Source organism: Streptomyces sp. MZ04 (genome assembly GCF_004684775.1).
Lineage (GTDB): Bacteria > Actinomycetota > Actinomycetes > Streptomycetales > Streptomycetaceae > Streptomyces.
Genome location: NZ_SRIC01000090.1, coordinates 17,568 through 27,907 on the forward strand (window position 1 = coordinate 17,568; position 10,340 = coordinate 27,907).

A 10,340-nucleotide genomic window follows, 5' to 3' on the forward strand; every position below is an offset into this window, starting at 1 on the left:
TAGCGGACGTAACAGAGAGAGGTAATTCCAATGGCTGGACCCCAGCGCCGCGGAAGCGGTGCCGGTGGCGGCGAGCGGCGGGACCGGAAGGGTCGCGACGGTGGCGCTGCCGCCGAGAAGACCGCATACGTTGAGCGCGTTGTCGCGATCAACCGTGTCGCCAAGGTAGTCAAGGGTGGTCGCCGCTTCAGCTTCACCGCGCTGGTCGTGGTGGGCGACGGTGACGGCACCGTAGGTGTCGGTTACGGCAAGGCCAAGGAGGTGCCGGCCGCCATCGCCAAGGGTGTTGAGGAGGCCAAGAAGCACTTCTTCAAGGTCCCCCGTATCCAGGGCACCATCCCGCACCCGATCCAGGGCGAGAAGGCTGCGGGCGTCGTCCTGCTGAAGCCTGCTTCCCCCGGTACCGGTGTTATCGCCGGTGGCCCGGTGCGCGCCGTTCTGGAGTGCGCCGGCGTTCACGACATCCTGTCGAAGTCCCTGGGCTCCGACAACGCGATCAACATCGTGCACGCGACCGTGGCGGCCCTCAAGGGCCTGCAGCGTCCCGAGGAGATCGCGGCTCGCCGTGGTCTGCCCCTCGAGGACGTCGCCCCCGCGGCTCTTCTCCGTGCACGTGCCGGGGCGGGTGCGTAATGGCTCGCCTCAAGGTCACGCAGACGAAGTCGTACATCGGCAGCAAGCAGAACCACCGCGACACCCTGCGCTCCCTTGGTCTCAAGGGCATCAACACGCAGGTCGTCAAGGAGGACCGCCCCGAGTTCCGCGGAATGGTGCACACCGTCCGCCACCTCGTGACGGTTGAGGAGGTCGACTGACATGGCGGAGCAGAACCCGCTGAAGGTCCACAACCTCCGGCCCGCCCCGGGCGCCAAGACCGCCAAGACCCGTGTGGGTCGTGGTGAGGCGTCCAAGGGTAAGACCGCTGGTCGTGGTACCAAGGGCACCAAGGCCCGTTACCAGGTTCCGGAGCGCTTCGAGGGTGGCCAGATGCCCCTCCACATGCGTCTCCCGAAGCTCAAGGGCTTCAAGAACCCGTTCAAGACCGAGTTCCAGGTCGTGAACCTCGACAAGCTGAGCGCGCTGTACCCGGAGGGTGGCGAGGTCACCGTAGAGGGTCTCGTCGCCAAGGGTGCCGTTCGCAAGAACAGCCTTGTCAAGGTCCTCGGCCAGGGTGAGGTCACCGTGGCGCTGCAGGTGACGGTTGACGCCGTCTCCGGCTCCGCCAAGGAGAAGATCACCGCCGCCGGCGGTACCGTCACCGAGCTCGTCTGAATTCATCAGGCTTCTCGATGACTTGAGCGATTCCCAGCCGGGGATGCCCCACATATGGGGCATCCCCGGTTGGTCGTTCCAAGGGGGGCACGGTCGCCGGTAAGGTGGCGTGCACTGTCTAAGCTCCGTGCGGTCTGCCCGCGCGGTTTTCTGAACTGTTCGTATTCGTCGATCCTCAGACCACTAACCTCTGACGCACGCGCGCGGGGGTCGCAGGAGGCACCGTGCTCACCGCGTTCGCCCGGGCGTTCAAGACGCCCGACCTGCGCAAGAAGCTGCTCTTCACGCTGGGCATCATCGTGATCTACCGGATCGGTACGCATGTACCGATTCCTGGTGTCAGTTACAAGAACGTCCAGACCTGCATGGACGTCGCGAACACCAATCAGGGGTTGTTCGGTCTCGTCAACATGATGAGCGGCGGTGCCCTGCTGCAGATCACGATCTTCGCGCTCGGCATCATGCCGTACATCACGGCGAGCATCATTCTTCAGCTCCTCACCGTGGTGATCCCGCGGCTCGAGGCCCTCAAGAAGGAGGGCCAGGCGGGCACGGCCAAGATCACGCAGTACACGCGTTATCTGACCGTGGCGCTCGCGATCCTGCAGGGCACCGGCCTGGTGGCCACCGCCCGCACCGGCGCCCTGTTCTCCGGGTGCCCCGTCGCCAGCGAGATCGTTCCGGACCAGTCGATCTTCGTCACCGTCACCATGGTCGTCACGATGACCGCCGGTACGGCCTGTGTGATGTGGCTCGGTGAGCTCATCACCGACCGCGGCATCGGCAACGGCATGTCGATCCTGATGTTCATCTCGATCGCCGCGACCTTCCCGAGCGCCCTGTGGGCCATCAAGCAGCAGGGCTCGCTGGCCGGCGGCTGGATCGAGTTCGGCACGGTCATCGCGGTCGGTCTTGTCATGGTCGGCCTGGTGGTCTTCGTCGAGCAGGCGCAGCGACGCATTCCCGTCCAGTACGCGAAGCGCATGATCGGCCGCCGGTCCTACGGCGGTACGTCGACCTACATTCCGCTGAAGGTCAATCAGGCCGGAATCATCCCTGTGATCTTTGCCTCTTCGCTGCTCTACATTCCGGCTCTCGTCGCGCAGTTCGCGGGGGGCAACTCGGGGTGGAAGCAGTGGATCGAGGCCAACCTGACCAAGGGTGACCACCCGATCTACATCACGACGTACTTCTTGCTGATCGTGTTCTTCGCCTTCTTCTACGTGGCTATCTCGTTCAACCCCGAGGAAGTCGCGGACAACATGAAGAAGTATGGTGGCTTCATCCCGGGCATCCGGGCTGGCCGTCCGACCGCTGAGTATCTGAGTTACGTACTCAACCGGATCACCTGGCCGGGCTCGCTGTATCTGGGCCTGATCGCTCTTGTACCGACGATGGCGTTGGTGGGCTTCGGCGCGAACCAGAACTTCCCGTTCGGCGGGACAAGCATCCTGATCATCGTGGGTGTGGGTCTGGAAACCGTGAAGCAGATCGAGAGCCAGCTCCAGCAGCGCAATTACGAAGGGTTCCTCCGCTGATGCGTATCGTCCTCGTCGGGCCTCCTGGTGCTGGCAAGGGAACGCAGGCCGCGTTCCTTGCCAAGAACCTGTCGATCCCGCACATCTCCACGGGCGACCTGTTCCGCGCCAACATCAGCCAGGGCACGGAGCTGGGCAAGCAGGCGAAGGCGTTCATGGACGCCGGCAACCTCGTCCCCGACGAGGTGACCATCGGCATGGCCAAGGACCGCATGGCGCAGCCGGACGCCGAGGGCGGCTTCCTGCTCGACGGCTTCCCGCGGAACGTGTCGCAGGCCGAGGCCCTTGACGCGTCGCTCAAGGCGGACGGCCAGCAGCTCGACGCGGTGCTCGATCTCGAGGTCCCCGAGGACGAGGTGGTCAAGCGCATCGCCGGCCGCCGCATCTGCCGGAACGATTCGAGCCACGTCTTCCACGTGACGTACAGCAAGCCGAAGACCGAGGGCGTCTGCGACGTCTGCGGCGGCGAGCTCTACCAGCGCGGTGACGACAAGGAAGAGACCGTGCGCAAGCGGCTCGACGTCTACCACCGCGAGACCGAGCCGATCATCGACCACTACAAGACCCAGGGCCTGGTCGTCACGATCTCGGCGCTCGGCAAGGTGGACGAGGTCACCAAGCGCGCGATGGACGCGCTGTCTGGCGAGGACGCGTAACGCGTAACCGGATGTGACTCGGGCCGCGGCACCCCCCTGGGGGTGCCGCGGCCCTGTCGTGGGCGGGGCGCGGGAGGGTCCGCCCCCGCCGTATCGTTGGTGCAGCAGCCCCGTCAGTCATAGGTTCAGAAAGGCTCAGGCCCCTTCATGGTGCAGATCAAGACCCCCGAGCAGATCGCGAAGATGCGTGAGGCGGGCCTTGTCGTCGCCGCCATCCACGCCGCGACGCGCGAGGCCGCGGTGCCCGGCGCGACGACCAAGGACCTGGACGAGGTCGCCCGCAAGGTGATCGACGAGCACGGCGCGAAGTCCAACTTCCTCGGGTACGGCGGCTTTCCCGCGACGATCTGTACCTCGGTCAACGAGGTCGTCGTACACGGCATCCCCGACGAGAAGACCGTCCTGAAGGACGGCGACATCATCTCCATCGACGCCGGCGCGATCATCGACGGCTGGCACGGGGACGCGGCGTACACCGCGTTCGTGGGCACGGGGCACGCTCCGGAGCTGGTCGAGCTCTCCCGGGTGACCGAGGAGTCGATGTGGGCCGGGCTCGCCGCCATGAAGCAGGGCAACCGGCTCGTGGACATCTCGCGTGCCATCGAGACGTACATCCGCCGCCAGCCGAAGCCGGGCGGCGGCAAGTACGGGATCATCGAGGACTACGGCGGCCACGGCATCGGCACCGAGATGCACATGGACCCCCACCTCCTGAACTACGTCGAGCGCCGGCGCGGCAAGGGCCCGAAGCTGGTCCCCGGCTTCTGCCTGGCCATCGAGCCGATGGTGTCCCTCGGCACACCCCGCACGGAGGTCCTGGAGGACGACTGGACGGTCATCACGACCGACGGGACGTGGTCCTCGCACTGGGAGCACTCGGTCGCGGTGACGGAGGAGGGTCCGCTGGTGCTGACGGCTCCCGACTGCGGCAAGGCGAAGCTGGCGGAGTACGGGATTGTTGCGGCGCCGGATCCGCTGGGCTGAGTCGCTGTGGGCCCCCGGGTTGCTTAAGGATCTTCCTGATGGGGCATTCTTTCTCGATTCGTCTTTCCGGGTGGCCTGACGTAGACTGACGCGTCGGCTCTCGTGCATCCGTGTGTCTGCATGCGGTGCGTGAAGTCGATCAAGGTAGTCGATTCGAAGGGCGAAGCGTGGCCAAGAAGCAAGGTGCCATCGAGATCGAAGGCACTGTCGTCGAGTCTCTTCCGAACGCCATGTTCAAGGTGGAGCTCCAGAACGGCCACCAGGTCCTGGCACACATCAGCGGCAAGATGCGCATGCACTACATCCGTATCCTCCCTGACGACCGGGTCGTGGTGGAGTTGTCTCCGTACGACCTGACGCGTGGCCGGATCGTCTACCGGTACAAGTAGATCTTGCCCGAGCCCCATTCACGTGGGGTGATGGCACTGACCCGGAGAACCTCACCCAATGAAGGTCAAGCCGAGCGTCAAGAAGATCTGCGACAAGTGCAGGGTGATCCGCCGTCACGGCCGGGTCATGGTTATCTGCGACAACCCGCGCCACAAGCAGCGCCAGGGCTGACGTACGACTGCAGTTCGCAGATTTTCGCGCGACGCAATTGAGCACATGTGCAGGACCCGTCCCTCTTCAGATCCATCGGTAATGGAGGGCGACACCCCCGGTCGGAGGCCGGGGACCCAGGATGTACCTCATACGGCACCTGGGAACGGTCCTGCTGAAGACCTCCGAAAATCAACAGGAGCCTTGAATGGCACGCCTTGAAGGTGTTGACCTCCCGCGCGAAAAGCGCGTCGAGGTTGCCCTCACGTACGTGTTCGGCATTGGCCGCACGCTGTCCCAGCAGACGCTGGACGCCACCGGTGTGGACCGCAACACCCGTGTTCGCGATCTGTCCGAAGAGGACCTGATCAAGATCCGCGAGTACGTGGACGCCAACATCCAGACGGAGGGTGACCTCCGCCGCGAGATCCAGGCCGACATCCGCCGCAAGGTCGAGATCGGCTGCTACCAGGGTCTGCGTCACCGTCGTGGCCTGCCCGTCCGCGGTCAGCGCACCAGCACCAACGCCCGCACCCGTAAGGGCCCGCGTCGCGCCATCGCCGGTAAGAAGAAGCCGGGCAAGAAGTAGTCCTCAGCGGTCGATCGACAGCTGTCGCTGCAGGACCGACCACCTCGCGTAGGAGTTATAGATGCCCCCCAAGGGTCGTCAGGGCGCTGCCAAGAAGGTGCGCCGCAAGGAAAAGAAGAACGTCGCTCACGGGCACGCCCACATCAAGAGCACGTTCAACAACACGATCGTGTCCATCACGGACCCGACCGGCAACGTGATCTCCTGGGCCTCCGCCGGCCACGTCGGCTTCAAGGGCTCGCGCAAGTCGACTCCGTTCGCCGCGCAGATGGCCGCCGAGTCGGCTGCCCGTCGCGCGCAGGAGCACGGCATGCGCAAGGTCGACGTCTTCGTGAAGGGCCCGGGTTCGGGTCGCGAGACCGCCATCCGTTCGCTTCAGGCGACCGGTCTTGAGGTCGGCTCGATCCAGGACGTGACGCCCACGCCGCACAACGGCTGCCGTCCGCCCAAGCGCCGTCGCGTCTGACGTTCATACGTCGCTTGTCTTGAGGATTCGGGCGGTACGGCTCTCCGGAGTCGTATCGCCCGTACCCTTGTAACGAATCAGGGCATCAAATAGTGGGTGCCCCTGACTGAAGGATCGCAACATGCTGATTGCTCAGCGTCCCTCGTTGACCGAAGAGGTCGTCGACGAATTCCGCTCCCGGTTCGTGATCGAGCCGCTGGAGCCGGGCTTCGGTTACACCCTCGGCAACTCCCTGCGTCGGACCCTTCTCTCCTCGATCCCGGGTGCGGCGGTCACGTCCATCCGTATCGACGGTGTCCTGCACGAGTTCACCACCGTGCCGGGCGTCAAGGAAGACGTCACCGACCTCATCCTCAACATCAAGCAGCTGGTGGTTTCCAGCGAGCACGATGAGCCCGTCGTGATGTACCTGCGCAAGCAGGGTCCGGGTCTCGTCACCGCCGCTGACATCGCGCCGCCGGCCGGTGTCGAGGTGCACAACCCCGACCTCGTCCTCGCCACGCTCAACGGCAAGGGCAAGCTGGAGATGGAGCTGACCGTCGAGCGCGGTCGCGGCTACGTCTCCGCCGTCCAGAACAAGCAGGTGGGCCAGGAGATCGGTCGTATTCCGGTCGACTCCATCTACTCGCCGGTTCTGAAGGTCACGTACAAGGTCGAGGCCACGCGTGTCGAGCAGCGCACCGACTTCGACAAGCTGATCGTCGACGTCGAGACCAAGCAGGCCATGCGTCCGCGTGACGCCATGGCTTCGGCTGGTAAGACGCTCGTTGAGCTCTTCGGGCTTGCCCGTGAGCTGAACATCGACGCCGAGGGCATCGACATGGGTCCGTCCCCGACGGACGCCGCCCTGGCCGCCGATCTGGCGCTGCCGATCGAGGAGCTCGAGCTCACCGTTCGGTCGTACAACTGCCTCAAGCGCGAGGGCATCCACTCGGTGGGCGAGCTTGTCGCCCGCTCCGAGGCGGACCTGCTCGACATTCGCAACTTCGGTGCGAAGTCGATCGACGAGGTCAAGATGAAGCTGAACGGCATGGGCCTCGCGCTGAAGGACTCGCCTCCCGGCTTCGACCCGACCGCTGCCGCGGATGCCTTCGGCGCGGATGACGATGCTGATGCCGGCTTCGTCGAGACCGAGCAGTACTAGGCGCTCCGCGCTTAGGACGGATTTTGGCTGCGGGGCCGTTGTGGCTGGTCGCGCAGTTCCCCGCGCCCCTTACGGGGCGCGGTCCACTGACCCCGGTACCTGATACGGCCGGGGCAGATCACTAGGAGAAACACCATGCCGAAGCCCACCAAGGGTGCCCGTCTGGGCGGCGGCGCCGCGCACGAGAAGCTTCTGCTGGCGAACCTCGCCAAGCAGCTCTTCGAGTACGGCCGCATCACCACCACCGAGGCGAAGGCCCGTCGTCTGCGTCCCTACGCGGAGCGTCTGGTCACCAAGGCGAAGAAGGGTGACCTTCACAACCGCCGCCAGGTGCTGTCCGTCATCACCGACAAGAGCATCGTGCACACGCTCTTCACGGAGATCGGCCCGCGCTACGAGAACCGCCCCGGTGGCTACACCCGTATCACCAAGATCGGTAACCGTCGTGGCGACAACGCGCCCATGGCGATCATCGAGCTGGTCGAGGCCCTGACCGTGGCGCAGGCTGCCACCGGTGAGGCCGAGGCGGCCACCAAGCGTGCCGTCAAGGAAGACGCCCTCAAGAAGGACGCGCCCGTCGAGGACGCGCCGGTTGAGGCCGCCGAGGCCCCGGCCGAGGAGTCCAAGGACGCCTGAGGCTCTGCCTTGCTGTGAGCGGGTCCGCCCTTCGGGGCGGGCCCGCTTTCGCGTGTACGTGGTGCTGTTCGTGGTGCTGAGAGGATGTTGGTGTGAGTGACGAAGTAGAGCCCGGGTTCGTGCGGGTGCGCCTTGATCTTTCCTACGACGGGAAGGACTTCTCCGGCTGGGCCAAGCAGCGGCAGGGGCAGCGGACCGTCCAGGGGGAGATCGAGAGCGCGCTGCGGACCGTGACGCGGTCGCAGGAGACGTACGAGCTGACCGTCGCCGGGCGGACCGACAGTGGCGTGCACGCACGGGGGCAGGTCGCCCATGTCGATCTGCCGGAGGGCGTCTGGGCCGAGCATGGTGACAAGCTGCTGCGCAGGCTCGCGGGGCGGCTTTCGCACGATGTGCGGGTCTGGAAGGTGGCCGAGGCTCCCGCCGGGTTCAACGCGCGGTTCTCGGCCGTGTGGCGGCGCTACGCCTACCGCGTGACCGATCATCCCGGTGGTGTCGACCCGCTGTTGCGCAGTCATGTGCTGTGGCACGACTGGGAGTTGGACCTCGACGCCATGAACGCCGCCGCCGAGCGGCTCATCGGCGAGCACGACTTCGCCGCCTACTGCAAGCGGCGCGAGGGCGCCACGACCATTCGTACGCTGCAGGAGCTGCGGTGGGAGCGGCGCGACGACGGGATCCTCGAGGCGACCGTGCGGGCCGACGCCTTCTGCCACAACATGGTGCGGTCGTTGGTCGGCGCGATGTTGTTCGTGGGGGACGGGCACCGGCCCGCGGAGTGGCCCGGGAAGGTGCTCGCCGCCGGCGTTCGGGACTCCGCCGTGCATGTCGTGCGGCCGCACGGGCTGACCCTCGAGGAAGTCGGTTATCCCGCCGACGAGTTGCTCGCCGCGCGCAGCAAGGAAGCGCGCAACAAGCGGACGTTGCCCGGCGCCGGGTGCTGCTGAGCGTCTGCCGCCCGACTACTGCGGGGCGTTGGCCGCGGCCGATGCCTGCGCCTCGCCCCGCCGGTTGATCTGCTGGAAGGTGAAGCGGGCCAGGTCGTCGCCGACGCCGTAGACCTTGCGGTCCTGCTTCGTGACGTCCTTGTCGCTGGTGAAGCCGGTGGTCGTGAAGTAGGCATAGCGGCCGTACGCGTTGTACGTGCCGCGGCAGACCGCCGTACGGCAGAAGCTCGGCACGCCCTTGCCGGGGAGTGAGACGACGAGGCCGTTCTCCGCCTGCTTGTTGACCTTCTCGGCCTGGGCCGCGGTGTCGAAGACGGCCACGCCGACCGTCACCGCGATGTTGCCCTTCACATAACTGGCGCGGTAGAGCGTCTTGCAGTCGTGCTTGGTGAGGAGCGCGCCCAGGGCGGCCTGGGTGACGCTCGCGCACTTCTTCGTGCCGCTGGTGGCGCCCTTCTTGTAGACGCTGTCGCCCGAGGTCAGCGTCTTGCCGGGGAAGAGGGTGTCGGCGCTGAGCGGCGCCTTGTCCTTCTTGGCGCTGGAGATGAACTCCTTGGGGTCCGGCGGGGGCGGCGGTGTCGTCTCGTCGAAGGACGGGCCGGGGTTCGTGCTCGCGCCGGGGATGTCCGCGGTCGTCGGCAGCTCGCTGGCCGGTTTGTTCGACGCGGAGGAGTTGTCGCTGTTGGCGGAGACGACCGCGACGGCCACGACGGCGGCGACCGCGACCGTGGCGAGCGCGCCGCCGCCGATCATCAGCCACTTGCGGCGCCGGGTGCGCGACTCGGACGCCTCGGCGAGCGCCGCCCAGTCAGGGGTCTGTCCATCGCCCGGACCCCACTGAGGTCCCCCTTGCCCAAAGCTCATGCGCCGCATCTTAGACGGGGAGTTGGGGATGTTGAGCCGGGGCCGGGGGAGGTCTCCGGCCTAGCCTGATCCGTATGAATATGGGCAAAGGGGCTCTTAGTGGGGCTCATGTTGGGGCTCACGGCGGGGCTCTTGGCGGGGCTCTTGGTGGGTGGTTGTCGCGGCCTGCGACCTGGCACGCCTGGGCGGCGCTCGGGGCGGTGCTGCTCGCCGCGGTCGTCCGGGTGGGGCTGCGCGGCCCCGACGGCGGGATGGACAACGCGATCGTGGTGCGGGCCGCCGAGGCCTGGCTTGACGGGCGCTCGCCCTACGCCGACCGGCACTTTCTGTATCTGCCGGGGGCCGTGCTCGCGGCTCTCCCGCAGGCGCTCCTCCCGCAGCCCGTCGTCCGGTTCCTGGTGCCGGCCGGGGTCACGGCCGCGCTCGTCGCCGGGTGGGCGTGCGCGCTGCGGATCCACGGGGTGCCGTGGCGCAGCCGGTTCGCGGCGCTCGGGCTTCTCGCGCTCGCCGTGGGGTTCGCGCCGTTCGGGCACCTCGTCGAGCTGGGCAACTGGACGGTGGCGTCGGCGGCCGCGCTGCCGCTGGCCCTGCTGTTTGTGTGCCGGGGGCGGTGGGTGGCGGCGGGCCTGGTGATCGGGGCGGCCGTCGCCGTGAAGCCGCTGCTCGCGCCGGTGGTGCTGCTCTTCCTCTTCGCGCGGCGGTGG

General features: G+C 66.7%; 15 protein-coding genes. 14 read left to right on the plus strand and 1 reads right to left on the minus strand.

What is annotated here, in order from left to right; genetic code table 11:
- Positions 1-30 precede the first annotated feature (30 nt).
- The 13 genes from rpsE to truA all read left to right on the plus strand — a co-directional run bounded on the left by rpsE (position 31) and on the right by truA (position 8,772).
- Positions 31-633, plus strand: coding sequence for a 30S ribosomal protein S5 (rpsE, locus tag E2651_RS20105; RefSeq protein ID WP_135332562.1), 603 nt, complete (start codon positions 31-33; stop codon positions 631-633).
- A complete protein-coding gene (gene rpmD / locus E2651_RS20110) occupies positions 633-815 on the plus strand; it encodes a 50S ribosomal protein L30 (RefSeq protein WP_055553514.1) in 183 nt (60 codons plus the stop codon). Before rpsE ends, rpmD begins: the two co-directional genes overlap by 1 nt.
- A 1-nt stretch (position 816) precedes the next feature.
- Positions 817-1,272 (plus strand): 50S ribosomal protein L15, encoded by a 456-nt coding sequence (rplO, locus tag E2651_RS20115; protein WP_055564835.1) that lies wholly within the window; start codon positions 817-819, stop codon positions 1,270-1,272.
- A gap of 224 nt (positions 1,273-1,496) precedes the next feature.
- On the plus strand, positions 1,497-2,810 hold the full coding sequence (gene secY, locus E2651_RS20120; protein ID WP_135332563.1) for a preprotein translocase subunit SecY: 1,314 nt from the start codon (positions 1,497-1,499) through the stop codon (positions 2,808-2,810).
- Positions 2,810-3,466: an adenylate kinase gene (locus E2651_RS20125; protein WP_135332564.1), complete on the plus strand. Its 657-nt coding sequence runs from the start codon at positions 2,810-2,812 to the stop codon at positions 3,464-3,466. Before secY ends, E2651_RS20125 begins: the two co-directional genes overlap by 1 nt.
- A 147-nt stretch (positions 3,467-3,613) precedes the next feature.
- Positions 3,614-4,450, plus strand: a complete 837-nt coding sequence (gene map, locus E2651_RS20130; protein WP_135332565.1) for a type I methionyl aminopeptidase — start codon at positions 3,614-3,616, stop codon at positions 4,448-4,450.
- 167 nt (positions 4,451-4,617) lie between these two features.
- Positions 4,618-4,839, plus strand: a complete 222-nt coding sequence (gene infA / locus E2651_RS20135; protein WP_003948620.1) for a translation initiation factor IF-1 — start codon at positions 4,618-4,620, stop codon at positions 4,837-4,839.
- A 58-nt stretch (positions 4,840-4,897) separates the two neighbouring features.
- The gene (rpmJ, locus tag E2651_RS20140) at positions 4,898-5,011 is read left to right on the plus strand and encodes a 50S ribosomal protein L36 (protein WP_003974245.1); all 114 of its coding nucleotides are present in this window, start codon (positions 4,898-4,900) and stop codon (positions 5,009-5,011) included.
- Between the two features lie 187 nt (positions 5,012-5,198).
- Positions 5,199-5,579, plus strand: a complete 381-nt coding sequence (rpsM, locus tag E2651_RS20145) for a 30S ribosomal protein S13 (RefSeq protein ID WP_135332566.1) — start codon at positions 5,199-5,201, stop codon at positions 5,577-5,579.
- 61 nt (positions 5,580-5,640) lie between these two features.
- Entirely contained in the window at positions 5,641-6,045 is a 405-nt protein-coding gene (gene rpsK / locus E2651_RS20150) for a 30S ribosomal protein S11 (protein ID WP_003948617.1), read from the plus strand.
- A 121-nt stretch (positions 6,046-6,166) separates the two neighbouring features.
- Entirely contained in the window at positions 6,167-7,189 is a 1,023-nt protein-coding gene (locus tag E2651_RS20155; protein WP_016645160.1) for a DNA-directed RNA polymerase subunit alpha, read from the plus strand.
- A gap of 135 nt (positions 7,190-7,324) precedes the next feature.
- Positions 7,325-7,825: a 50S ribosomal protein L17 gene (rplQ, locus tag E2651_RS20160; protein ID WP_135332567.1), complete on the plus strand. Its 501-nt coding sequence runs from the start codon at positions 7,325-7,327 to the stop codon at positions 7,823-7,825.
- A 92-nt stretch (positions 7,826-7,917) separates the two neighbouring features.
- Positions 7,918-8,772 (plus strand): tRNA pseudouridine(38-40) synthase TruA, encoded by an 855-nt coding sequence (gene truA, locus E2651_RS20165; RefSeq protein ID WP_135332568.1) that lies wholly within the window; start codon positions 7,918-7,920, stop codon positions 8,770-8,772.
- Between the two features lie 15 nt (positions 8,773-8,787).
- Here truA and E2651_RS20170 read toward each other — a convergent pair whose 3' ends face one another.
- The gene (locus tag E2651_RS20170) at positions 8,788-9,636 is read right to left on the minus strand and encodes a hypothetical protein (protein ID WP_135332569.1); all 849 of its coding nucleotides are present in this window, start codon (positions 9,634-9,636) and stop codon (positions 8,788-8,790) included.
- Between the two features lie 155 nt (positions 9,637-9,791).
- Between E2651_RS20170 and E2651_RS20175 the strand changes: the two genes are divergently transcribed.
- Positions 9,792-10,340, plus strand: a 549-nt coding sequence (locus tag E2651_RS20175) for a glycosyltransferase 87 family protein (protein WP_245239024.1), incomplete at its 3' end; no start/stop codon positions are given.

Bases quoted from the DNA above. Each gene is read 5' to 3' on its own strand.
- rplQ (WP_135332567.1), top strand. From the start codon at position 7,325: ATGCCGAAGCCCACCAAGGGTGCCCGTCTGGGCGGCGGCGCCGCGCAC.
- E2651_RS20155 (WP_016645160.1), top strand. From the start codon at position 6,167: ATGCTGATTGCTCAGCGTCCCTCGTTGACCGAAGAGGTCGTCGACGAA.
- rpmJ (WP_003974245.1), top strand. From the start codon at position 4,898: ATGAAGGTCAAGCCGAGCGTCAAGAAGATCTGCGACAAGTGCAGGGTG.
- rpsM (WP_135332566.1), top strand. From the start codon at position 5,199: ATGGCACGCCTTGAAGGTGTTGACCTCCCGCGCGAAAAGCGCGTCGAG.
- rpsK (WP_003948617.1), top strand. From the start codon at position 5,641: ATGCCCCCCAAGGGTCGTCAGGGCGCTGCCAAGAAGGTGCGCCGCAAG.
- rpmD (WP_055553514.1), top strand. From the start codon at position 633: ATGGCTCGCCTCAAGGTCACGCAGACGAAGTCGTACATCGGCAGCAAG.
- rplO (WP_055564835.1), top strand. From the start codon at position 817: ATGGCGGAGCAGAACCCGCTGAAGGTCCACAACCTCCGGCCCGCCCCG.
- E2651_RS20170 (WP_135332569.1), bottom strand. From the start codon at position 9,636: ATGAGCTTTGGGCAAGGGGGACCTCAGTGGGGTCCGGGCGATGGACAG.
- map (WP_135332565.1), top strand. From the start codon at position 3,614: ATGGTGCAGATCAAGACCCCCGAGCAGATCGCGAAGATGCGTGAGGCG.
- E2651_RS20125 (WP_135332564.1), top strand. From the start codon at position 2,810: ATGCGTATCGTCCTCGTCGGGCCTCCTGGTGCTGGCAAGGGAACGCAG.
- rpsE (WP_135332562.1), top strand. From the start codon at position 31: ATGGCTGGACCCCAGCGCCGCGGAAGCGGTGCCGGTGGCGGCGAGCGG.